The organism is Azospirillum brasilense (genome assembly GCF_001315015.1).
Lineage (GTDB): Bacteria > Pseudomonadota > Alphaproteobacteria > Azospirillales > Azospirillaceae > Azospirillum > Azospirillum brasilense.
Map to the genome: position 1 here is coordinate 2,061,650 of NZ_CP012914.1, position 23,101 is coordinate 2,084,750.

A 23,101-nucleotide genomic window follows, 5' to 3' on the forward strand; every position below is an offset into this window, starting at 1 on the left:
CCGCATCGTCGTCCTACGATAGACCGATACCCCGGAGTCCCCATGAGCGCGCTTGCCGTCACCGACGATCTGTTCTTCAACCGCGCCGGCCTGGACCGTTCCCGTGTCGAGGGAGTGGTGGCCGACGCGCTGCGGGGGGCGGACGACGGCGAACTGTATCTGGAATATTCGCAGAGCGAATCGCTGGGCTGGGACGACGGCAAGCTGAAGGCGGCCAGCTTCGACACCACCCAGGGCTTCGGCCTGCGCGCCATCGCCGACGAGGCGACCGGCTTCGCCCACGCCTCCAGCCTGTCCGAGGACGCCATCCGCCGCGCCGCCGCGACGGTGCGCGCCGTCCAGGCCGGGCACGCCGGCACCTTCGCCGAGCCGCCCGCCGGCACCAACCGCGCGCTCTACATCCCGGACAACCCCCTGCCGCTGGTCCCCTTCGAGGCGAAGGTGAAGCTGCTGGCGGAGATCGACGCCTACGCCCGCGCCAAGGACCCGCGGGTGCGGCAGGTCTCCTGCTCGATCAGCGGCGAATGGCAGGCGGTGCAGATCATCCGCGCCGACGGCGTGCGCGTCGCCGACCTGCGCCCGCTGGTCCGGCTGAACGTCTCCGTCGTGGTGGCCGAGGGCGACCGCATGGAAACGGGCGGCCACGGCGGCGGCGGGCGCGTCACCTACGAGCACTACATGCAGCCGGAGACGTGGCGGGCCTTCGTGGACGAGGCGCTGCGCTCGGCGCTCGTCAACCTGTCCTCCGTTCCGGCCCCGGCGGGCGAGATGACCGTCGTGCTCGGCAACGGCTGGCCGGGCATCCTGCTGCACGAGGCCATCGGCCACGGGCTGGAGGGCGACTTCAACCGCAAGAAGACCTCGGCCTTCGCCGGGCTGATGGGCCAGCGCATCGCCGCCCCCGGCGTGACCATCGTGGACGACGGCACCATCGAGAACAGCCGCGGCTCGATCACCGTGGACGACGAGGGCACCCCCGGCCAGTGCACGACGCTGATCGAGGACGGCATCCTGGTCGGCTACATGCAGGACCGCATGAACGCCCGGCTGATGGGGATGCGCCCGACCGGCAACGGGCGGCGCCAGAGCTTCGCCTGCCACCCCATGCCGCGCATGACCAACACCGTGATGCGCCCCGGCGCCTACGAGCCGGAGGAGATCATCAAGTCGGTCAAGAAGGGCCTCTACGCCAAGAACTTCGGCGGCGGGCAGGTGGACATCACCAGCGGCAAGTTCGTCTTCTCCGCCAATGAGGCCTATCTGATCGAGGACGGCAAGCTCGGCCCGGCGGTGAAGGGGGCGACGCTGATCGGCAACGGCCCGGACAGCCTGACCCGCGTGTCGATGATCGGCAACGACACGAAGCTCGACCCCGGCGTCGGCACCTGCGGCAAGGACGGCCAGGGCGTTCCCGTGGGCGTCGGCCAGCCGACCCTTCGCCTGGACGGCCTGACCGTGGGCGGCACGGCGGCCTGATGCTTCCCTTCTCCCCCCTGGGGAGAAGGTCAGGATGAGGGGGGCGCCGAAGGCGCGCCACGCCGACTCATCCGGCGTCTTTCCTCGCCCTGCCGGGCGCATCGCCCCCTCACCCACCCCTCTCCCCAGGGGGGAGAGGGCTTCAGCATCGGAGGTTTCGCCTGTGTCGTCCCTTGCGCTGGTTTCGACCTTCTGCCCCGACCGTGTCGGCCTTGTCTCAGCGGTCACTGGCCATCTGTTCGGGCTGGGGGCCAACCTGCGCGACGCGACCTTCGCGGTGATGGGATCCGGGGCGGAGTTCTCGGCGGTCTGCGAACTCCCCGACGGCGTCCCCGTCGGGGAGGTGCAGGAGGGGCTGGCCAGCCTGCCCGAGCTGACCGGCGCGCAGATCAAGGTCACGCCCTTCGACTTCGATCCCAACCCCGGCCCGCTCGCCCGCATCACCCACCGGGTGGAGGTGTCGGGCGGCGACCAGCCCGGCCTGATCGCCCGTTTGTCGGAAATCTTCACTCAGTTCGAAGCGAACATCGTCCGGCTCGACGCCCAGACCCTGCCGGAGCGGGAGGGCGGGCGCTACGTCATCCGCTTCGCCGTCTCGATCCCCCCGGAACGCGCCGGCACCTGCCTGTCCGCCATTGCCAACACCGCGGAGACGATGGGCCTGACCTGCACCGCCGAACCGCTGTAACCCCTCTCCCGCCCCGGGAGAGGGTTTCTGGTTGCATTCATACGCATGAAAATGCCATGAATCGGGAACCGTACCCGATATTTTCCACCATGGCGTGAATCGCGTTCTCCTCGTCCTGGCGCTGTCTTTCGCCGCCCTGCCCGCTCGGGCGGAGGGGCTTGAGGCGACCCTGTCCGACTGGGGAACCGTCGGGCTGCTTCAGACACCGACCGCGCGCGGCATGCCGGACGGCTCCGTCACCGCCGGTTTGACCGCTCTCGGGGGCCTCCATCGGCATGTCTTCGCCGGGGCGCAGCTCCTTCCCGGCCTGGAGGTCACGCTGCGCGACAGCGCCTACCCGAGCTGGCATGGCCTCAGCGAACCGGGGGTGGACGCCAAGATGCGCCTGCTGCGCGAGGGACCCTGGTGGCCGGCGCTGGCGGTCGGCGGGCGGGACGTCACCGGCAGCGGGTTGGACCTGCCGGGCAAGGGCCGTTTCGCAGGGGAGTATCTGGTCGCCTCGCGCCGCTGGTGGAACGTCGATCTCAGCCTGGGCATCGGCTGGGGCGGGCTCGGCGATCACGGACATGTCCGCAACCCGCTGCGCTTCCTCGGCGGGCGTTTCAAGCGCGACCGCGACCCGGCGAAAGCGTCGTCGCGCGGACCGGAGGCGTGGTTCACTGGGGATCGCGCGGCCCTGTTCGGCGGAGTCGAGTGGCACACACCGCTGGAGGGGCTGAGCGTCAAGCTGGAATACAGCGCCGACCGCTTCCGCGCCCAACGGCAGGACGACCCGAGCTTCCGCCCCGGTTCACCGCTGAACGCCGGATTGGCTTATCGGCCCTGGAACTGGCTGGAGCTGGGCGCCGGCGTCGAGCAGGGATCGCGCGCCATGCTGCGCCTCGCCGCCCGCTTCGACCCACGGGAGGACGAGGATACCGCCCCACGCACGCCGCCGCCCGCGGTCGGTGCCCGTCCCGCCGCGCCGGACGCCGCCCTGCCCGCCCCGGACATCGCGACGCTGGCCCGGCTTCACCGGCTGCCCGCCCGCACCGCGTTGGTCGACGGCGACCGCGCCGCTCTCTGGCTGGACCCGGCGGGTGCCGGGACCGCTCCGCTGGCGCAAGAGGTGGGTCGCGCCGCCCGCCTGCTGGCCGACGGCACGCCGCCGGAGGTCGAATGGCTCACCGTCGTCACTGGCAACGCCGGGTTGGACGGCACGGCCGTCACGCTGTCGCGTCGCGCCGTTGAGCAGGCGGCCGGCCATCGCGGCAGCCCCGAGGAAATCTGGCGGACGGCCCGCGTGGACCGCTCCGCCGGCCCTCCACCGGATTGGCCGGCGCGGCTCACCCTGACCGTCAACCCGACCCTGGAAGCCAGCCTGTTCGAACAGAGCGCCCCACTGGTGCAGCGGACCTACGGCGACACCGTGCTGACCGCGGAACCGTTGCGCGGGCTGGTTCTCAGCGGCGGGCTGCGGGTGAACGTCAGCCACAACCTCCACCTCCTCGACACCAACGCCATCCCGGCGGCGGAGCCGGTGCGCAGCGACCTGCCGCGCTACGCCGACCGCCTCGCCGCGGTCGAGCGGCTGTACGCGGCGTGGCTCGCCGCCCCATCTGAGAATTGGAGCACGCGCCTGTCCGTCGGTCATTTCGAGGAGATGTTCGGCGGCGTGGGTGCGGAGGCGCTGTACCGCCCCCTGACGGCGCGCTGGGCGCTCGGGCTCGACCTCAACCGCGTCTGGAAGCGTCCGCCCAACGATGCGTTGCGCCTTGCACCAGAAAACGGGCGGAACACCGGGCACGCCAGCCTCTACTGGGAAGCGCCAGGGGCCACCACCACGGGTGTGCTGCGGCTGGGCCGCTATCTCGGCGGGGATTGGGGCGGCACGCTGGAACTGATGCGCGCCTTCGACGGCGGCGTCCGCCTGTCCGCCCAGGTCACCTGGACCGAGGGGCCGGATGGCGCGCAGAGCCGCTACGGCGGGCGGTTGGAGCAGGGCATCGCGTTGACGGTGCCCTTCAGTCCCGGAGGCTCCTGGCCGCCGGACGGGCGACTGACGACCGCGGTGCGCACCCTGGGACGCGACGCGGGGCAACGGCTGCGCCAGCCATTGCCCCTGTATGACGCGTCGGTCACGGCAGGTTACGGCCGCCTGACCGGATCATGGCCGCGGCTGATGGACTGAGCCGCGGCAAACTGAGATCCGCATAGTCCGGCAATCAGCGGATTTCGGAGATCGTCCCGGTCTTGGCATCGAGAAGCACGGTGCTCCAGGTGCCGTTGGCAGACTGGGCTTCCGCCACGTAGTTCTCTCCCTGCTTGCGGAAGTCACGGACCGAGGTGAAGCCGGCGGCGCTGAAGTAGTTCAGCAGCGAGGTCTGCATCAGCTCCTTGCGGTTCTGGCCGCGCTCGGCGCGCTGGGCGGTGTTCGGGTCGACGTTCATGATGACCTGCCGGTTGCCCTGCATGGTGTTGGGCATGGTGCCGGTGGCCGAACCGGTGGTCCCCATCGCGCCGCTGTTCGGCATGCTGTTGTTCATGCTGCCGGTCGAACCGTAGGTGCCGGTGCTGCCGTAGGTGCCCGCGGCGCCGGACCCGACGGTGGATTCGGCGCTGCCGCTGGTCACGCGGTCGGGCATGCGGCCGTCCGGCATCCGGTTCCGGGTCTGATCGTTCCACGGCTCGGCCCGCTCGTTGGGCAGGCTTTCCACCTGCGGGCTGGTGGTCGGCAGACCCGACGGGCTGGAGCGCTCGTAGGGAACCTGCGGCGCGTTGTTCTGATAGGTCTGGGCCATCGCGGCGGGAGCGGCGGCCAGGGTCGCGGCGAGAACGGCGAGGGACAGTTTGGCGTTCATGGCATCCTCTTCTCTCGATAGGGCGTCTCGCACCGGCGGAGCGGTGCCGCGCCTTTTCGCCCACCCGGCCGGAACCAAGCAGGCTGGCGAACCCGACAACAGCGCTCGTCGGCGGTTGTTGCGGTCAAGCCAGCGTTATCGGGACGCTCCCACCCCTTTTGGAACCGACCCTACCCAAAAAAAGCTCTTTGCGGCGCCGGCGCCGGGGAACCTTTCAGAGTGGAGGCGTGTTCTGCACAATACTGACACGCTCTTCACAGAGTAGGACGTTCAACAGACTGCGCACCGGACGAGCCGTCACGCGCTTTGGACCGGGCGGGGGAGGTTAGGATGCTCTATTGGGCACTTGTTTTCTTCGTGATCGCGCTGATTGCCGGCGCACTCGGTTTCGGCGGGATTGCGTCAGCCTCTTCAGGCATTGCGCAAATCCTGTTCTTCCTTTTCCTGATCCTGTTCGCAGCGAGTTTGATTCTGGGCCTGGTCAGGCGCCGCTAGACCCAGCACCCGCCCGGAACCGTCCGGGCGGGCGTTTCCCGCAGCGCGCCCTTGCCTGGCCTCTCCCGTTTCGGAAGGCCAGGCTCGCGAGTACCCCGAAAGCCTCTCGATGTTAGCCTCGCACCTGACCGGCAACGCCCCATCCGGAGCGTTGCCGGTTTCTCTGTGCGCCCGCGTGAGCGGTGATGACGTTCGGACGGATCAGTCCTCGTCGGTCGGGCTGTGCCCTTCCATGAGCTGGCGCAGGGCGCGGCGTCCACGCGACAGGCGCGACTTCACGGTGCCGATGGAGATACCGAGAATGTCGGCGGCCTCGCCATAGGAAATGCCCTCCAGCCCGATCAGCAGGACCACCTCCCGCTGTTCGGTCGGCAACAGGCCGAGCGCGCGCTTGAGGTCGCGCAGTTCGAGCCGGACGAACTGCCCACCATGGGCGGCGCCGATCGCCGCCTGCCCTTCCCCGTCGATGTCCACGACCGCCTGCCGGCGGCGGATGCCGTTGATGTGCAGGTTGCGCAGGATGGTGAAGAGCCAGGCGCGCAGGTTGCTGCCGGGCCGCCAGAGATGCAGGCGCGACAGGGCGCGCTCCAGGCATTCCTGGACGAGGTCGTCGGCCAGCGTGGCGTCCCGCACCATGGCGCGGGCGAAACGGCGCAGGCGGGGAATCTCCGCCTCGATCTGCGCGATGATCGCCGGATCGGCGGCCGCCAGCGGCGCCGAGGGCGTTTCCGCCGTATCATCGGCGGCCGGATTGTCGGCTTCGACGCCATCCTCGGCTTCGACCGCAACGTTCAACTCGTCCTCGTCCGCACGGCGGCTTCCCATCACCGGCTTGAGGGCGACGGGGTCAAGCGGCGCGGGGCTGCTTGCCGGACGGCGCAAGGAACTCGCGACGTGGTTCGCCATCGGTGGAACGCTGCCTCCCTATGTACCGAAAGATGTCCCGATCATTCCGGGCGCGTCTGAGAACGCCCGAACCATCGCTCCGGCCCCCGCCTTGCGCCGAATGCGCGCGGGGCGTAACCGGATTCTCCAACGACAATCGTCGGTCCATCAGTACGTAATGGCGCGCCACAGGGGCTGCCAGTTGGGAAAAAGGCTAAGCCCCTTAACAATTTGGCGAGATTACCCCTAAATGCCATGGATCGCCCGATTGCTCCCGTAGCATTCGCCCGGGGATGAGGTATCGTCGCCGGACATACGGGAGGCTTCATGACTTTGCTTAAAAGGAAAAGGCCGGCTGGCTTTCACCAACCGACCTCAAATCTCCTTTGCGGGATAGCCATGTCTATGGCCAACGATGAATTCGCTCATTCATCCATCCGCAGGTCCGCTGCCAGCGGTTCTTCTTCTCTGTATAGGCGGCGTTTCCGTCCCTTTGCGGAAGTCTTATTTCATTGGGTTCCGCTTCCTCTCTTGGCCGGAACCATATCGCATTACGTCTTTCGTGGACAGCCGGACGTTGGCGCTAACGCAGCGATCTTCCCGCATACGCCGAAAGACCAATCGGATTCACCAATCGGTGGAAGGCGCTTCAAGGCGGCGAAAAGCGCGGTGGCGCTGGCTGCCGGCGGGCTCATCGCGTCCTTTCTGACGGCGCTGCCGGCGGCAGCCCAGGAGCCGTCCGTCCAGCCGGCCGTGCAGACGGCAGCGGCCCCACCCCCCGTCTTCCAGAGCTCGGGCGAGCGCACGATCCGCGCACTGGAGGCGCTTGCCGGCAAGGGCAGCGCCCGGGCCCAGTACGAGCTGGCCATGCGCTACGAGGTCGGCAAAGGCGTGAACCGGGACGAGCGGATGGCCCTCTCCCTCTATTGCCGGGCGGCCCGCCAGGACTACGCCGAGGCGGCCTACCGCGCCGGGCGCATGCACATGGCCGGGCGTGGCGCGGTGTCGAAGGACGAGGAACTCGGCCGCTCCTGGCTGCGCCGCGCCGCCCAGCTGGGCAACGAGGACGCCGCGCAGATGGTCAAGCCGGCCAGCGCCTCAGGCAAGAGCACGGCGGGCAAGGCGCCCGACCGCTGCGAACCGCCGAGCGTGCGCTGGGGCGTGATCCGCATGCCGCCCAAGGAAATCCGCGCCATGGTCACCAAGATGGCCCCCAGCTACGGGCTCGACCCCGATCTGGTGCTGGCGGTGATCGCCGTGGAGTCCGGTTACCGTGTGGACGTGGTGTCGGAAAAGAACGCCATGGGGCTGATGCAGCTCATCCCGGAGACGGCGGAGCGCTTCGGCGTGACCAAGCCCTTCGACCCCGAGCAGAACCTGCGCGGCGGCATGAAATATCTGCGCTGGCTGCTGGCCTATTTCGACGGCAACGTGACGCTGGCGCTGGCCGGCTACAACGCGGGCGAAGGGGCGGTGGTCCAGTACAAGGGCGTTCCGCCCTACCGCGAGACGCAGGACTATGTGGTCAAGGTGCACAGCGTCTACCCGCGCCGCGTCCACCCCCACGATTCCAGCGTGGTGCGCTCCGCCGGTCTGCCCGCCGCCAAGCAGGAAGAGGTCGCCGAGCTGAGCGTCTCGCGCTCCGGCGGCGCCTCGAAACGCTGACACCGACCGTCTTCCGCGCTCAATTCGGCGGCCCCGCCCGGCGATTTCCCGTATGATCGGCCATTGCCGACAGCGGGGACCACCGATGAGCAGCGCGGACGGGACAAACTCCGACAAGCATTACTGGCACCACTACGTCGACAGCTACCGTCAGGCCTTCCAGACGCTGGGTCCGGTGCGGATCATCCTGGAATACGGGGTGTTCCACGGCGATTCGATCCGCTGGCTGCGCTCCCAGTTCCCGGACGCCTTCATCATCGGCGCCGACATCCTGGAGCCGCAGCCGGACTGGCCGCAGGATGAGCGCATCCAGTATGTGCGGTTCGACCAGAACGACCCCGACCACATCGGGCGCAGCCTGCGGGCCAACAACATCCTGTTCGACCTCATCATCGAGGACGGCAGCCACATTCCCCAGCATCAGGCGTGGTGCCTGACCCAGTCCCTGCCCCACCTGCGCAGCGGCGGCCTGTACATCCTGGAGGACATCCACACCTCCCACCCGGAGCACAGCCTGTACCGGGCTTATTGCACCGATTACGCCCAGCCTCCGGCCACCAGCCTCCAAGTGCTTCTCGCCCTCCAGCACATCCGGGCGACGGGGGTTCCCTTCACCGAGGCGCTGGCCGATGGCTTGGCGTCGAAGGATTTCTTCACGGCGGCGGAGGTGAAGGCGCTGCACGCGGACATCGCCGGGATCGAGTTGTACCGGCGCACCCGGCTGCCCCTGCGCTGCTACAAATGCGGCGGCAACGATTACGACTACGCGGCGATGCGCTGCCGCTGCGGCGTTGCGCTCTACGAGACGGCGGACTCCATGTCCTTCCTGATCCGCAAGATCTGACGGGAGGCCGCCGGTGCAAGGCGCCGAAACGACGACGGCCCGCCAAAAGGCGGACCGTGGATCGTTGATGCCGGAAAGGATGGCGTCCCCTAGGGGATTCGAACCCCTGTTACCGCCGTGAGAGGGCGGTGTCCTAGGCCTCTAGACGAAGGGGACCTTCATCGGGCGATGCTCGGTTGCCAGCCGAACGAAAGTGGCGTCCCCTAGGGGATTCGAACCCCTGTTACCGCCGTGAGAGGGCGGTGTCCTAGGCCTCTAGACGAAGGGGACAGTCTTTCGTCGTCTGACGACGTGGCGTCGTCGGCGTGGCGGGTTTTTAGCGAACCCACCCTGCCCGATCAAGCCTTTTCTGACAGATCTTTGGCGATTTTCAGAAAAGAGTTCACGACGGCCTGCGGCGTGTCGAAGGCCGTGACCAGACGCAGCAGATCGCCCTCCCAACGGTAGAAGCGGTAACCCGCCGCCTCCAGCCCGTCGGCCACCGCGGCGGGCAGGCGCACGAAGATCTCGTTGGCCTCCACCGGATGGGCCAATTCCGCCCCCGGCAGGGCTGCGAGGCCCTGCGACAGCCGGTCGGCCATGGCGTTGGCGTGGCGGGCCAGCCGCAGCCACAGATCGTCGGCCAGCCAAGCGTCGAGCTGCGCCGACAGGAAGCGGCCCTTGGAGACCAGATGCCCCGCCCGCTTGCGCAGGAAGCCGAAATCCTCGGCCAGCGCCGGGTTGAAGAACACCACCGCCTCCGCGGCGAGGCAGCCGCCCTTGGTTCCGCCGAGCGACAGCACATCCACCCCGGCCTTCCAGGTCACTTCCGCCGGGGCGCAGCCCAGCCGGGCCAGCGCGTTGACGAAGCGGGCGCCGTCCATGTGCACCGCCATGCCGTGGGCGTGGGCGACGTCGGTCAGGGCCGCCACCTCCTGCGGGCGGTAGACCGTGCCGGCCTCCGTCGCCTGGGTCAGGCTGAGAGCGGCAGGCTGCACCCGATGCACCACGCCGATGCCCGCTCCGGCCAGCGCCGCGGTCAGGGCGGCGGGGGTCAGTTTGCCGCACTCCCCGGCCAACGGCACCAGCTTGGCCCCACCGGTGGCCATCTCCGGGGCGCCGCACTCGTCGACGTGGATGTGGCTTTCCTGATGGCAGTAGACCGCGCCGTAGGGCGGGACCAGGGCCGACAGGGCCAGCGCGTTGGCCGCCGTCCCGGTGGCGACCGGAAACACCGTCACCTCGGCCTCGAAGAGCGCCGACAGGCGGCGGGTGACGCCGGCGGTCAGCGGGTCCTGCCCATAGGGATCGGCGGACCCGATCGCGGCCGCGGCCAGGGCGTTGACCACCTCCGGCGCCGCGCCGGCCACATTGTCGCTGCGGAAATCGTACAGGACGGGGGTGGTCAGGATGGCGTCGGTCATGGCGCGGCGGCTCCGGCGGTGACGGTCACGGCGACGGCGCCGGTGCGCGGGTCCATCACATAGAGGCGGTCCGCGGCGTCCGGTATGGTGACGCGGAAGACGACGCGGTTGCCCACCGCCACCGGGTCGCCCAGGCGCGCGCCCGCCGGCAGGCCCAGCGCAACCTCCTCCGTCCGGCCGGCGGCGGCGGTTGCCCGCTCGGCATCCATGGCGGCCCGGCGCTCCGGATCGCTGATGCGCTTGTAGAGTTCGACGCCGAGGAACGCGAAGCCGGCGATGATCATCACGCCCATGATGACGATGAGTGCCTTGAGGAACTGCACGGTTTGGGGTCCACTCTCGCGCGAATGTGAGGAGTTTTGCCGAACGATGCCCGAACGCACCGAAATCGACGACGATGAGGACGAATACACCGGAACGCAGGACGGCGAAACCGGCGAAGGCGCGCGGCAGCGCTGGACCGTTCCGGACGGTGCCGGCGGCCAGCGGCTCGACAAGGCCCTGGCGACGGGGCTTCCCGGCCTGTCGCGGTCGCGCGTGCAGGCGTTGCTGGACCAGGGCTGCGTGCAGGACGGCAATGGACGGACGGTCACGGACCCGTCGGTGAAGGTCAAGCCCGGACAAACTTTCGACGTTTTCATCCCCGAAGCTGAACCTGCACAGCCCGAGGCCCAGGACATACCCCTGGACGTGGTCTATGAGGATGAGGACGTGTTGGTGATCGACAAGCCCGCGGGCATGGTGGTCCACCCCGCCGCCGGCAATCCGGACGGCACACTGGTCAACGCCCTGCTCGCCCATTGCGGCGACAGCCTGTCGGGGATCGGCGGCGTGCGGCGTCCGGGCATCGTCCACCGGCTCGACAAGGACACCAGCGGCCTGATGGTCGTCGCCAAGAACGACCGCGCGCACCACGCGCTGACCGAGCAGTTCTCCGGCCGCACGCTCAGCCGCACCTATCAGGCGCTCGTCTGGGGCGTCCCCTCCCCCCGCGAGGGGCGGATCGAGGGCAACATCGGGCGCAGCAGCACCGACCGCAAGAAGATGGCCGTGGTCACCGGCGGCGGGAAGCACGCGGCCACCCGCTACCGCGTCGTCCGCTCCTTCGGCGCCGCGCTGGCGCTGGTCGAATGCACCCTGGAAACCGGGCGCACCCACCAGATCCGCGTCCACATGGCGCATATCGGCCACCCCATCGTGGGCGACCCGCTCTACGGCAAGGGGCGTGCCGGCCGCGCCGGCGGCAAGCACGCCTCAGCCCTGCCGGAACCCCATCGCGAGCGGTTTGTTGGCTTTCCACGGCAGGCGTTGCACGCCGTGGGATTGACCTTCCGCCATCCCGCAACAGGGGAGACGGTGCGCTTCCAGGCGCCTCTACCCACGGATATTAAAGATTTGTCAGATTTCTTAGAATCCCTGTAATCCACTATACCCGCGCGCAGAAGTCGGTTATTCTTCGCGTCAACAGCCACCAGCGCTCACGCTTGCATCCGGGACCATCCCCGGCGGATCGAACGGGCAAGCGGACGGCGAGGCGGCGCAGAACAGTGAACGGCCGTGTGCCCGTGAGAAGGCACGAAGAACAGCCGTCGGAGAGGGTCCAACATGGCGACGATATCCAGCGTTCCGGTCATCAGTTCCGAAAGCAACCTCTCGCGCTATCTCCAGGAAATCCGCAAGTTCCCCATGCTCGCGGCGGAGGAGGAGTACATGCTGGCCAAGCGCTGGCAGGAGATCGAGGATTCGGACGCCGCGCACAAGCTGGTGACCAGCCATCTGCGGCTCGTTGCGAAGATCGCCATGGGCTACCGCGGCTACGGCCTGCCGCTGTCGGAGCTGATCTCCGAGGGCAACGTCGGCATGATGCAGGCGGTGAAGCGCTTCGACCCCGACCGCGGCTTCCGGCTGGCGACCTACGCCATGTGGTGGATTCGCGCCGCCATCCAGGAATACATCCTGCACAGCTGGTCGCTGGTGAAGATGGGCACCACGGCGGCCCAGAAGAAGCTGTTCTTCAACCTGCGCCGCCTGAAGGGCCAGATGCAGGCCATCGAGGAGGGCGACATGTCGCCCGAGCAGGTGCGCCACGTCGCCACGACCCTCGACGTGCCGGAGCAGGACGTCGTCAACATGAACCGCCGCCTCAGCGCGCCCGACCATTCGCTGAACGCGCCGCTGCGCGCCGACAGCGAAGGCGAGTGGCAGGACTGGCTGGTCGACGAGACGGCGAACCAGGAAATCTCCCTCGCCGAGAACGAGGAGCTGGGCAAGCGGCGCAAGCTGCTGACCGCCGCCATGGAGAACCTGAACGAGCGCGAACGCGACATCCTGGTGGAGCGCCGCCTGCGCGACAACCCGACCACGCTGGAGGATCTGTCGCAGAAGTACGGCATCAGCCGCGAGCGCGTCCGCCAGATCGAAGTGCGCGCCTTTGAAAAGCTCCAGAAGGCCATCCGCAACGCCGCGGTGGAGCAGAAGCTGGCTGGGTGATTAACCCTCTCCCCTCTGGGGAGAGGGTGGCCCGAAGGGCCGGTGAGGGGGATGGGCGTGGCGGTACGTCCGGCACAAGCACATCCCCCTCACCCTAACCCTCTCCCCGGAGGGGAGAGGGGACATTGTATGAAGTCGCCGCCCTCACACCCCCGCGGGCTCGGCCAGCTGGTCGTGCTCGTCCGGCGACAGGCCGCCGGCCTCGTCGAACAGGTCGCCGGCGACCTCCGGCCCCCATTCCTGGACCAGCCCGACCTTCACGTCCTTCAGCGCGCTGACCCGCTTCTCGGCGCGCATCACCTCGAAATTCGCCACCATTGGCGGGATCCCGAAATAAAGCGCCCAGCCGATCGCCGCCGACCCGTACATGATCAGCCAGGCCAGCGGGTCCATGAAGATCTTCCCCACGGCGCCGATGGTGTGGTTGTGCTTCCACAGCTCGATGGCGTAGGGCATGCAGCCGCAGAAATTCAGCCCGCCGACGGTGATCGGCGCCGATTTCTCCGGGTCGCGGTCGGTGACGTAGGCGACGATGGTCGGGATCATGCCGATGCCGAACAGGATCGAGGTGGCCAGCACCACCAGACCCGCCGGGATGATCAGCAGGATCAGCGTCAGCATGCTGCCCTTGCGCTTCTTTTTCTTCCCGCCGCTCTTGCCGCCGCGCGCCATGGGTGCACCCGATCCTTGGTTTGAAGGCCGCCGTCAGAAGGCGAAGAAGAGGATGATGCCGCCGACCAGAATCGTGGACAGCAGGCTCGACACGATGGCCGCCACCTGCCGTCCGGAGGATTCGATGATGCTGTTCCGGTCGCCGATGCTCTGCCGCAGCTTGTTGATCTCGGCGTCGGCCTCGCGGTAGGCGATCTGGCCGGCCTCGAACTCCAGCTTGTCGCGGCGCAACGCCTCCGGATCGTCGACGATCTTCAGCAGATCGCCGAGGCGCCCGTTGTGGGCCGCGGAGTCGGCCTGCTTGCGCACGTTGTCCTGGTGCGGCCGGCTGTGAAAGCGGCGGAAGGCCGGGTCGAGCAGCGACACCACCCAGGCGGCGAGGTGCGACAGCGAGTCGGTGCCGGTGCGCGCCTGGACGTCGGCCAGGATGGTCAGCATGGCGATCACCCGGCGCATCGGCTCGATGCTGGAGCCGAGCTGGGTGTAGAGCATCTCGTCGGTCCGCCGGTGCCGCACCGCCAGGAAGGCGGCGATGTGGCGGTCGATGGGGTCCTTGTGCCGCTCGCTGCCCGCCCCCGTCCAGTCGAGCGCGCGCAGCAGTTCCGCCGGGGTGGTCGGCATCTGCTTGGCGACGAGCGGGCTGATGCAGGGCATGGTCGGGTTCATCTCGTACAGGACGCGCTCCACCCCCAGACCGTGGCCCGTGCGGTCCAGCAAACCGCGGACCTGATCAAAGTTCTGCACCATCGGCACGAACTCCGGCTTGAAGTCGCTCTGCACGCTCACCCAGAACATGGGAAGCTGGTTGGCCAGGACTTCCGCCGACGGCTGCGGCGACTCGCCGCGCAGGAAGGCGTCGGCCAGCATGGTGCCGATGCCGTCGGGCATCATCGCCTTGCCGCGGTAGCGGATGGGCGCGCCGGGGTCCAGCGCCATGCAGACGCGGGCGACCAGCCGTTCGGCCATGCTGCCGCCCTTGCCGGTGGTCGAGGCGGTCTGCACCGCGTTCGCCACCGCCTCCGCCCGCGCGTCGTCGCCCATGGAGCGGCGCAGCCACTTGTCCAGCTCGCCGCCCTCGATGACCGTGGCCGCCGGCGCCACATGGCGGGCGAAGGCGCGGGCCAGCGTGCGGCAATGCCAGTAATCCTGCCCCTGGAACTCCAGCGGTCGGGCGGCGCGGCGCGGCACCTGCGGCTGCTTCGGGCTGAGACGCCGCCCGGCGACCCAGAGGTCGAGGTCCTGAAGCGTCCAGCGCTGCTTGGGATCGTCCACCAGCAGGCCGCGGATCACCTCGCTGATGGCCAGCGGCAGGCGCATCTGGCCGACCAGCGCCGGGTAGGACCCGCGCTCGATCTTGGCCTGGAGGATCGCCTCGTCCTCCGCCGCCCCCACCGGGTTGCGTCCCAGCAGCAGGAGCAGCAGCGTGACGCCCAGCGAGTAGAGGTCGTCGGCCATGGTGCCGGTGCCGCGCCCGGCGGGCGAGGCCATGCCGCGTTCCACCGTCTCCAGCAGGACCGACTGGCCGTAGCCGGGCGGGGTGGACAGGCATTCGCCCAGCATCAGGCTGCTGGAGGCCAGATCGCGGTAGTAGAGGTTGGTCGGGCGGATCGCGCCATGGACCACGCCGCGGCTCGACAGCTCCTTCAGCGCCGCGACCAGCGGATGGATGATCTGGCGGGTCAGATGGTCTTCGGGGATCGGGTCCGCGGCCTCGGTCAGGCTGTTCATCAGCCGCTTGCCCGCCGGACGCTCGAAGATCATGCAGAGGCGGCGCCCCTGGCTCGCCGGCCAATCCACCATCCCCCAGTCGAGGAGGCGCATGTGGGCCTGGTTGTCGAGGCTGGCGATGGTCGCGGCGATGTCGGTGCGGGCCAGCGTGGCGCCGTGGCCGATGATGGCGAAGGCTTCGGACCGCTTGTCACGCAGCGGCTTGGCCGTGTAGGCGTTGCCGCCGATGGCGTTGAGCGCGGCGAGCGGCGCGCTGGGGTGGATTTCGTACCGCTCGGCCAGCTTGACCGGCTCGGCGTTCGCCATCATCCGATCCGCGGCGGCTGCGGTCATGGCATCGGATGGCATGGCGTTCGAATCCCCGGAGCCTGCGAGCGTGTGCCAGCCTTAGTCGCTCGAAAAGGGCAAACAAATTGTTAACGCGGGGAAAGTGGTCGCATCGGGCCCCCTCCCCGGCCCTCCCCCGCTGACGCGGGAGAGGGAGATCAGTCCTCTCTCCCACCGAAGGTGGGGGAGGGTTAGGGAGGGGGCCCGGGGCCTAAACCTTCACATCAATCCTGGAACGGGTCGTTCATCAGGATGGTGTCGTCGCGTTCCGGGCTGGTGGACAGCAGGGCCACCGGAGCCTGGATCAGCTCTTCCACATGACGGACGTACTTCACCGCCTGGGCCGGCAGCTCCGCCCAGGAGCGGGCGCCCTGGGTGCTGTCCTTCCAACCCTCGAAGGTCTCGTAGATCGGCTCGACGCGGGCCTGGGCGCCGGCGTTGGCCGGGAAGTAATCCAGCTCCTGCCCGTCCAGACGGTAGCCGACGCACACCTTGATCTCGTCGAAGCCGTCCAGCACGTCCAGCTTGGTCATGGCGATGCCGTCGATGCCGCCGGTCTTCACAGCCTGGCGCACCATCACGGCGTCGAACCAGCCGCAGCGGCGCTTGCGCCCGGTGACCACGCCGAACTCCTTGCCGCGCTGGCCGATCAGCTCGCCGACGTCGTCGAACAGCTCGGTCGGGAACGGGCCGGAGCCGACGCGCGTCGTGTAGGCCTTGCAGATGCCCAGCACATAGCCGACGGCGCGCGGGCCCATGCCGCTGCCGGCGGCGGCGTTGCCGGCCACCGTGTTGGAGGAGGTGACGTACGGATAGGTGCCGTGGTCGATGTCGAGCATCTGGCCCTGCGCGCCTTCGAACAGGATGCGCTTGCCCGCGCGGCGCAGCTCGTCCAGCGTCTTCCAGACGACCGACGCGTAGGGCAGCACCTGCGGGGTGATCTCGCGCAGCGGGTCCAGGATGTCGGCCGGGGTCATCTCCGGTGCGCCCAGGCCGCGGAGCAGCAGGTTGTGGTGGGCCAGCAGGGCGTCCACCTTCTCCTTCAGCACCGCCTCGTCGCCGAGGTCGCACAGGCGGATGGCCCGGCGGGCCACCTTGTCCTCATAGGCCGGGCCGATGCCGCGGCCGGTCGTGCCGATCTTGCCGGCGCCGCGGGCCTCCTCGCGCGCCTTGTCGAGCGCGCTGTGGACCGGAAGGATCAGCGGAACGTTCTCGGCGACCTGGAGCGTGGCGGGGGACACGTCCACGCCCTGGCTCTTGATCGCCGTCACTTCGCGGATGAAGGCCCAGGGGTCGAAGACGACGCCGTTGCCGATGATCGACAGCTTGTTCGGCCGAACCACGCCCGAAGGCAGCAGGCTCAGCTTGTACGTCACGCCGTTGATCACCAGCGTGTGGCCGGCGTTGTGACCGCCCTGGAAGCGCACCACCACGTCGGCCCGGCTGGACAGCCAGTCGACGATCTTGCCCTTGCCCTCGTCGCCCCACTGGGCGCCGACCACCGCCACGTTGGCCATGTGTGTCTCCGCAAAAAAAGAAGGCAGAAAGAAAACGTTGCCCATGCAAAGGCGCCCCCGCGGCGCGGGGGACGCCCCATCGTGAAGTCTCAAGTCAGCGGCGTGACCGTGCCGCCGTCCAGACGGTGACCGCAGTCCAGCCGCCGGGCCTCCGCCGCCGCGTCCGCCACGGGGGCCAGCCCCGCCACGGTGACCCAACCCTCGGCGCGCAGCTTGCCCGCCGCGGCCCAGGAGGTGCCATGCGGCACATAAACGCGCTTGGCCGGCTCCGGCGCCGGAACGGCGCGCAGGAGCGTGTCCATGTAGAGGGTGAAGCCGGTCCCCGGCTCGCCCTCCTCCTCCACGCCCGGACGCACCCCGGCGCGGTAGCGGCCCCCCGCCCCCAGCTCGCCGCGCACGTCGCGCGCGAACAGGGTGAAGCTGAGGCCGGTCTGGTATTCGAAGCCGCGGTGCTCCACCAGATCGACGGTGATCGTCAGATCGGGGCGCGCGGCGCGCAGCAGACGCAGGGCGTCGGTCAGGCGGCGCCGGTCCTTTTCCGCCGTTTCCGGCAGCGGCAGCGCCGACAGCACCTCCATGGCGCGCTCCGCCGGGCCGGAAGCCGCCATCAGCGTTTGCAGCAGCGAGGCCGCCGGACCGCCGACCGCGCTCACCGCCGCGGCGTCCTTCTTGTCCAGCGCCTCGCGCAGGCGGGCCGTTTCCTCCTCGCCGAGACCCAGGCCGCGGCAGACCCGCGCCACCATGGTCGGCACGCAGAGGTCCACCGACAGGTGCCGCACCCCCACCCCTTCCAGGGCGTGGGCGGCGAGCAGGATCACCTCGGCGTCCGCCTCGGCCTCCAGCGGGCCGATCAGCTCGACGCCGACCTGGGTGATCTGCCGCTCGGGACGGAGCTGCGAGCCCTTCACGCGCAGCACCGGCCCGGCGTAGCACAGCCGCACCGGGCGGGCGCCGTTCTTCAGGCGGGTGGTGGCGATGCGCACGATCTGCGGGGTGATGTCGGCGCGCACGGCCATCATGCGCTGCGACAGCGGGTCCATCAGCCGGAAGGTCTGCTTCGCCATGGCGGCGCCGGAGCCGGACAGCAGATTGTCCTCGAACTCGACGAGCGGCGGCTCGACGCGCTCGTAGCCGTGGGCGGTGAAGTCCGCCAGCAGGCGCGCCACCGCCGCCGCTTCGTGCGCCGCTTCGGGCGGCAGCACGTCGTGCAGGCCGGCGGGCAACAGGGCGGAGCTCAGGGAATCAGCGGGCATGGCCTGCGTCGTCTCGTCGAATGGGTGGCAAACCGTCGGCATGGCGAGAGCCCGCACGTCCTGTGGGCATGCGGTGCTCGGGCATACGGAGCGGGTCAATACCCCACCCCCCTTCCTCATGCAAACGGAAAAGCCCCGCGGCCCATGCCCGTCTCCCCTGCGCCGACGACAGGCGCCCGTCCGGCATGATTCGAAACATGAATGCATTCCAATCGAATCTTTGTTGAGTTTGATGCGAAACCTCCGGCATCCTGTGTACGAACCGTGCCGGCAGCAGCGGGGGAACGACGCCATGGCACGCCCGTCCGCCAGTTACGAAGTGCAGATCTACGCCCAGGACCACTGGGTCCTGGAGGGCCGCTTCGACACCGAGGCGGAGGCGCTGGTCTTCGGCCGCAAGACGCTGTCCGGCGGCAGGATCGAGGGCATGCGGGTGGTGCGCGACTGGCGGCGCCCGGACGGACGCCACGTCGAGACGGAAGTCCATGTGGAGTTCCGTCAGGTCTCCCGCATGGTGGCCGCCTCCCCCATCGACGAGACGCCGGCGCTCTGCCTCACGCTCGACCACTGCTACGGCGTGCAGAGCCGCATGGCGATGAACCGCGTGCTGCGCAATTACGTGGAGCGCGCGGTGGTTACCCCGACCGAGGTGCTGCACAACCACGCGGAACTGGCCCGGCTTCTAAACACCGACAACCTCGTGCCCACCGCGGTCGGGCGGGTCGCCGCACTCCAGGCGGAGAAGGCCGGGACGGACGGGCGCGGGCGGCGCGACGCGCTGAACCGGCTGATGCACGAACTGACCGACCGGGCGCGCGCCGCCGCCGCGCGCAAGGACCTGCCGCCCATCGCCGCCACCGGCTTCCGCCCCATGTTCGACCGGCTGGATTCGAGCCTGCCGGCGGAGGAGCGCGACTTCCTCGCCCGCGTCGTGCTGTCGCGCGAGCTGGTGCAGATGCGCAACTGGCTGGCCAAGCTGGACTTCCTGGGGGAGCTGGCTCGGGAGGACGGAGGTGCGGTTGACCGGCCGCTGGTTCTGCTCGACGGCGTGATTGCCGACGTTCTGGGCGCCCCCTCCGTCGCGCAGGAGCTTCTCGGCGCCCAGGGCAGCCTGGCGGAGGCGCTGTGCAATCTGATCGACCTGTCGCGGGGCCGCCTGTCCCCGGCCAAGCGGGCGGAGGGCGACCGCGCCGTCCAGCTCAACGAGCTTCTCGCCTTCCATGACCTCGACCAGACGCGGCTGGTCATCCTGGATCTGGTGCGCCGGCAGTTGAAGGGCACGCAGCCGCTCTATCGCTCCGACCCGTCGTTGGAGATGGAGGCCTTCCAGGAGATCCTGAAGCGCACGCTCGGCCCCGACGGGCCGGCCGGGGGCGGCCCGATGGCGGAGGCGCTGGTCCTGCGCTACCTGCGCTTCCTGGAGGGCGGCGGGGCGCCGGGCCGCAAGCAGGCCATCACGGAGGTGGCCAGCCGCATCCCCGACGCGCGGGACCGGGTGCGCTTCCTGCTCGCGCTGGCCGACTCCGACCTCGGCCATGGGCATGCCGGGGACATCGCCCGGCTGCTGCACGCGCTGACTGGCACCCCGGCGGGCTATGGCCGCTTCATCCACCCCCGCCTGCCGCCCCGCGACAATCTGGAAACGCTGACCCTGCTCTACTGCCAAGCCGCCGACTCGGCGCTTCCGGAGGAGGCGCGAACCCGCCTGACCGGTGACCTCGACGCGCTTCTGGTGGCCTACATCACCGAGGAGCGGGTGGTCGAGCGGCTGGACGATCCTGGCGATTCCCTGCGGCTGCGCGCGAACCGTCTGCTGCAGGTCTGCGCGCCGGGCATCCTGCGCAGCCGGCGGGCCCTGGAGATGGTCCGGCGCCGCGTGGTCGAGCATCTCCGCCAACCGCAGTTCGACCGGAAATACGTGGAGGATCTGCCCGACGCGGCGCAGCAGCAGCGCGCCCTAAGGGAGTTCTACCGCATGTTGGGAGACGCCGGCTTCGTGTGAACCGCCGCTTGGAAGCGGATGGACAGCACCCGCCCCTTTGGATAATCAGCGCATCACATCGGGACAAGACGGGGCGCCGCCATCGGCCCCCGCGGCGACGAAGGGCACAGCCTTGGGCAATGGCGTCGGCAATGGAATTGCGCTGGGACCGGTCTTCCACATCATCGGGATTCTTTTGACCATCCTCGGGCTCGGCATGCTGGTGCCGGCCTTGGCCGATGCCGCCGTGGGCAACCGCGACTGGATGGCCTTTGTCGGCTCCAGCGCGGCGACGCTGGCGGTCAGCGGCGGCATGGTCCTGGCGACGTCGAGCAAGGAGCACACACGCTTCACCGTAAAGCAGCATTTCCTGCTGACCACGCTGTCCTGGTGCGTCCTGGCCGCCTTCGGCGCCCTGCCCTTCATGATCTCGGCCGCCCGCCTGCCCTTCACCGACGCCTATTACGAGGCGATGTCGGGCCTTTCCACCACCGGCGGAACGGTGATCGTCGGGCTGGACGACGCCCCGCCGGGGGTCCTGCTGTGGCGGTCCTTGCTCAACTGGTTCGGCGGGGTCGGCATCATCGTCATGGCCATCGCGGTGCTGCCCATCCTGCGGGTCGGCGGCATGCAATTGTTCCGCACCGAGTCCTCCGACAAGGGCGACAAGCCCTTCGCCACGGTGCAGGACACCGCCGGCGCCATCGCCATGATCTATCTGGCGCTGACCGTCCTGTCGGCCGTGGCCTATCATCTGGCCGGCATGACGTGGTTCGACGCGATCAACCACGCCATGGCGTCCGTCGCCACCGGCGGCTTCTCGACCAAGGACGCCTCGCTCGGCTGGTTCGATTCCCACGCGGTGCTGTGGGTGGCGACCTTTTCGATGATCTGCGGGGCCTTGCCGCTGACCTGGTACATCCGCCTGCTGCGCGGCCAGCGCAACGCGCCGCTCTCCGGCGACAGCCAGGTGAACGCGCTGCTGGCGATCCTGCTGGTGGCCGGCGTCGCCATGACCCTGTGGGCCTTCACCGTGGTCGGCCTGCCCTTCCCGGATGCGCTCAGCCATTCGGCGGTGAACGTCACCTCGATCATCACCGGGACCGGATTCGTCTCCACCGACTATTCGACCTGGGGCAGCTTCGCCGTCGTCGCCTTTTTCTTCTTCTACTTCATCGGCGGCTGCACCGGATCGACGGCGGGGTCGATCAAGGTCTTCCGCTGGCAGGTGCTGGCGCTGTCGATGCTGAACCAGATGCAGCGGATGCTGAAGCCGAACCGCGTGCTGGTCCCGCTCTATCAGGGCAAGGTGCTGGACGAGGATGTGGTCGGCTCCGTCATCAACCTCGCCTTCGCCTTCATGGCGGCCTTCGGCATCCTGTCGCTCCTGGTCGCCGCGATGGGCGTTGACTATCTGAGCGCGGCCAGCGCCGTCGCCTCGGCACTGGCCAACGCCGGACCGGGGCTGGGGCCGGTGGTCGGCCCGGCGGGCACCATGGCCCCCCTGCCCGACGCCGCGAAATGGGTGCTGAGCTTCGCCATGCTGCTGGGCCGGCTGGAGGTCTTCACCGTGCTGGTGCTGATCCTGCCGAGCTTCTGGCGGGATTGAGCGGGCCATGAAAAAGGCCGCGCCGAAGTGGCGCGGCCTTCCTTTTGCGGCCTTGTATGAATCAGCGCCCGAAGGTCTCCGCCTTGACCGTGGCGAAGGCCCAGTCGAGCCAGGGCAGGACCGCCTCCATATCCTCGTTCTCCACCGTGGCGCCGCCCCACAGGCGCAGGCCCGGAGGGGCGTCGCGGTAGGAACCGGCGTCGAAGGCGGCCTCTTCCTGCTCCAGAAGTGCTGAGAGCTTCTTGGCGAAGTCCGCCTGGGCCTCCGGCGTCAGGGCGGTCACCTCGGGGTCGGTGAAGCGCAGGCAGATCGAGGTGCAGGAGCGCGTCGCCGGATCGTCCCCCAGGAAGCCGGCCCAGGTCGAGGCCGCCACCCACTCCGAGACGATGCGCAGGTTCTGCTCCGACCGGCGGATGAGCTGGGTCAGCCCGCCGACCGACAGCGACCAGCGCAGCCCGTCGATGGCGTCCTCCACACAGAGCATGGACGGCGTGTTGATGGTGTCACCGACGAAGATGCCCTCGATCAGCTTGCCGCCACTGGTCAGGCGGAAAATCTTGGGCAGCGGGCGGTCGGGCTGGAAGCTCTCCAGCCGCGCCACGGCGCGCGGGCTGAGCACCAGCATGCCATGCGCGGCCTCGCCGCCCAGCACCTTCTGCCAGGACCAGGTGGCGACGTCGATCTTGCTCCAGGGAATGTCCATGGCGAAGGCGGCGGAGGTCGCGTCGCAGATCGACAAGCCCTGGCGGTCCGCCGGAATCCAGTCGCCGTCCGGCACCCGCACGCCCGACGTCGTGCCGTTCCAGGTGAACACCACGTCGCGGCTGAAATCGGCCTGCGACAGGTCCGGCAGTTCGCCGTAGGGGGCCTGGATGGTCCGCACATCGGACAGGCGGAGCTGCTTGGTGACGTCGGTCACCCACTCCTTGCCGAAGCTCTCCCAGGCCATCATGTCGACGCCGCGCTCACCCAGCAGGTTCCACAGCGCCATCTCCACCGCCCCGGTGTCGGAGGCCGGAACGATGCCGATGCGGTAGTCGCCGGGAATCGCCAGCACGGCGCGGGTGAGGTCGATGACCTCCTTCAGCTTCGCCTTGCCCGGCTTCGAGCGGTGGGAGCGGCCGAGCAGCGCGCCGTCCAGGGCGTCCAGCGACCAGCCGGGCCGCTTGGCGCAGGGGCCGGAGGAAAACAGCGGGTTCGACGGCCGGCGGGCGGGCTTCATGGACAC

General features: G+C 69.1%; 19 protein-coding genes and 2 tRNA genes. 10 read left to right on the forward strand and 11 right to left on the reverse strand.

The features are described from left to right. Window positions 1–42: 42 nt before the first annotated feature. The 3 genes from tldD to AMK58_RS09560 all read left to right on the forward strand — a co-directional run bounded on the left by tldD (window position 43) and on the right by AMK58_RS09560 (window position 4,334). Window positions 43–1,476, forward strand: coding sequence for a metalloprotease TldD (gene tldD, locus AMK58_RS09550; RefSeq protein WP_014240857.1), 1,434 nt, complete (start codon window positions 43–45; stop codon window positions 1,474–1,476). A gap of 163 nt (window positions 1,477–1,639) precedes the next feature. Then, window positions 1,640–2,164, forward strand: coding sequence for a glycine cleavage system transcriptional repressor (locus AMK58_RS09555; protein ID WP_035674799.1), 525 nt, complete (start codon window positions 1,640–1,642; stop codon window positions 2,162–2,164). Between the two features lie 94 nt (window positions 2,165–2,258). Next, window positions 2,259–4,334, forward strand: a complete 2,076-nt coding sequence (locus AMK58_RS09560) for a YjbH domain-containing protein (RefSeq protein WP_059398840.1) — start codon at window positions 2,259–2,261, stop codon at window positions 4,332–4,334. Window positions 4,335–4,368: 34 nt separating this feature from the next. Here AMK58_RS09560 and AMK58_RS09565 read toward each other — a convergent pair whose 3' ends face one another. Continuing rightward, complete coding sequence (locus tag AMK58_RS09565; protein ID WP_035674810.1) at window positions 4,369–5,004, reverse strand: hypothetical protein; 636 nt, start codon at window positions 5,002–5,004, stop codon at window positions 4,369–4,371. A gap of 330 nt (window positions 5,005–5,334) precedes the next feature. Here AMK58_RS09565 and AMK58_RS09570 point away from each other — a divergent pair, with 330 nt between their 5' ends. Next, window positions 5,335–5,499, forward strand: coding sequence for a DUF1328 domain-containing protein (locus AMK58_RS09570; RefSeq protein ID WP_035674837.1), 165 nt, complete (start codon window positions 5,335–5,337; stop codon window positions 5,497–5,499). A 201-nt stretch (window positions 5,500–5,700) separates the two neighbouring features. On the opposite strand, the gene AMK58_RS29475 is transcribed toward AMK58_RS09570, so the two are convergent. After that, window positions 5,701–6,405: a sigma-70 family RNA polymerase sigma factor gene (locus AMK58_RS29475; protein WP_079285321.1), complete on the reverse strand. Its 705-nt coding sequence runs from the start codon at window positions 6,403–6,405 to the stop codon at window positions 5,701–5,703. A gap of 648 nt (window positions 6,406–7,053) precedes the next feature. Here AMK58_RS29475 and AMK58_RS09580 point away from each other — a divergent pair. Together AMK58_RS09580 and AMK58_RS09585 are read left to right on the forward strand one after the other, a co-directional pair. After that, window positions 7,054–8,049 (forward strand): transglycosylase SLT domain-containing protein, encoded by a 996-nt coding sequence (locus tag AMK58_RS09580; protein WP_035674811.1) that lies wholly within the window; start codon window positions 7,054–7,056, stop codon window positions 8,047–8,049. Between the two features lie 85 nt (window positions 8,050–8,134). Continuing rightward, window positions 8,135–8,893, forward strand: a complete 759-nt coding sequence (locus tag AMK58_RS09585) for a class I SAM-dependent methyltransferase (RefSeq protein ID WP_035674812.1) — start codon at window positions 8,135–8,137, stop codon at window positions 8,891–8,893. A gap of 80 nt (window positions 8,894–8,973) precedes the next feature. On the opposite strand, the gene AMK58_RS09590 is transcribed toward AMK58_RS09585, so the two are convergent. From AMK58_RS09590 to AMK58_RS09605, 4 genes are all read right to left on the reverse strand, one after another. Further along, window positions 8,974–9,049, reverse strand: a tRNA-Glu gene (locus tag AMK58_RS09590). Between the two features lie 38 nt (window positions 9,050–9,087). After that, window positions 9,088–9,163: transfer RNA gene (locus tag AMK58_RS09595), tRNA-Glu, on the reverse strand. Window positions 9,164–9,231: 68 nt separating this feature from the next. Then, the gene (locus AMK58_RS09600) at window positions 9,232–10,296 is read right to left on the reverse strand and encodes a threonine aldolase family protein (protein ID WP_051140292.1); all 1,065 of its coding nucleotides are present in this window, start codon (window positions 10,294–10,296) and stop codon (window positions 9,232–9,234) included. Continuing rightward, the gene (locus AMK58_RS09605) at window positions 10,293–10,619 is read right to left on the reverse strand and encodes a hypothetical protein (protein WP_035674814.1); all 327 of its coding nucleotides are present in this window, start codon (window positions 10,617–10,619) and stop codon (window positions 10,293–10,295) included. Before AMK58_RS09605 ends, AMK58_RS09600 begins: the two co-directional genes overlap by 4 nt. Before the next feature lie 46 nt (window positions 10,620–10,665). On the opposite strand from AMK58_RS09605, the gene AMK58_RS09610 reads away from it, so the two are divergent. Next, window positions 10,666–11,718, forward strand: a complete 1,053-nt coding sequence (locus AMK58_RS09610) for an RluA family pseudouridine synthase (protein WP_035674816.1) — start codon at window positions 10,666–10,668, stop codon at window positions 11,716–11,718. A 183-nt stretch (window positions 11,719–11,901) separates the two neighbouring features. Beyond that, window positions 11,902–12,786: an RNA polymerase sigma factor RpoH gene (rpoH, locus tag AMK58_RS09615; RefSeq protein WP_014240868.1), complete on the forward strand. Its 885-nt coding sequence runs from the start codon at window positions 11,902–11,904 to the stop codon at window positions 12,784–12,786. Window positions 12,787–12,930: 144 nt separating this feature from the next. On the opposite strand, the gene AMK58_RS09620 is transcribed toward rpoH, so the two are convergent. The 4 genes from AMK58_RS09620 to AMK58_RS09635 form a co-directional block, all read right to left on the reverse strand. Then, window positions 12,931–13,458, reverse strand: a complete 528-nt coding sequence (locus AMK58_RS09620) for a hypothetical protein (protein ID WP_035674817.1) — start codon at window positions 13,456–13,458, stop codon at window positions 12,931–12,933. A 33-nt stretch (window positions 13,459–13,491) separates the two neighbouring features. Beyond that, a complete protein-coding gene (locus tag AMK58_RS09625) occupies window positions 13,492–15,534 on the reverse strand; it encodes a serine/threonine-protein kinase (RefSeq protein WP_079285322.1) in 2,043 nt (680 codons plus the stop codon). 203 nt (window positions 15,535–15,737) lie between these two features. Continuing rightward, window positions 15,738–17,030, reverse strand: a complete 1,293-nt coding sequence (locus AMK58_RS09630) for an adenylosuccinate synthase (protein WP_035674818.1) — start codon at window positions 17,028–17,030, stop codon at window positions 15,738–15,740. An 89-nt stretch (window positions 17,031–17,119) separates the two neighbouring features. Beyond that, window positions 17,120–18,283: an ATP phosphoribosyltransferase regulatory subunit gene (locus AMK58_RS09635; protein WP_035674841.1), complete on the reverse strand. Its 1,164-nt coding sequence runs from the start codon at window positions 18,281–18,283 to the stop codon at window positions 17,120–17,122. 292 nt (window positions 18,284–18,575) lie between these two features. On the opposite strand from AMK58_RS09635, the gene AMK58_RS09640 reads away from it, so the two are divergent. Both AMK58_RS09640 and AMK58_RS09645 read left to right on the forward strand, forming a co-directional pair. Then, a complete protein-coding gene (locus tag AMK58_RS09640) occupies window positions 18,576–20,285 on the forward strand; it encodes a hypothetical protein (RefSeq protein ID WP_035674820.1) in 1,710 nt (569 codons plus the stop codon). A 112-nt stretch (window positions 20,286–20,397) separates the two neighbouring features. Further along, window positions 20,398–21,873: a TrkH family potassium uptake protein gene (locus AMK58_RS09645; RefSeq protein WP_167555890.1), complete on the forward strand. Its 1,476-nt coding sequence runs from the start codon at window positions 20,398–20,400 to the stop codon at window positions 21,871–21,873. 61 nt (window positions 21,874–21,934) lie between these two features. Here AMK58_RS09645 and AMK58_RS09650 read toward each other — a convergent pair whose 3' ends face one another. Beyond that, window positions 21,935–23,095: a phosphoserine transaminase gene (locus AMK58_RS09650; protein WP_035674823.1), complete on the reverse strand. Its 1,161-nt coding sequence runs from the start codon at window positions 23,093–23,095 to the stop codon at window positions 21,935–21,937. Between the last annotated feature and the right edge of the window lie 6 nt (window positions 23,096–23,101).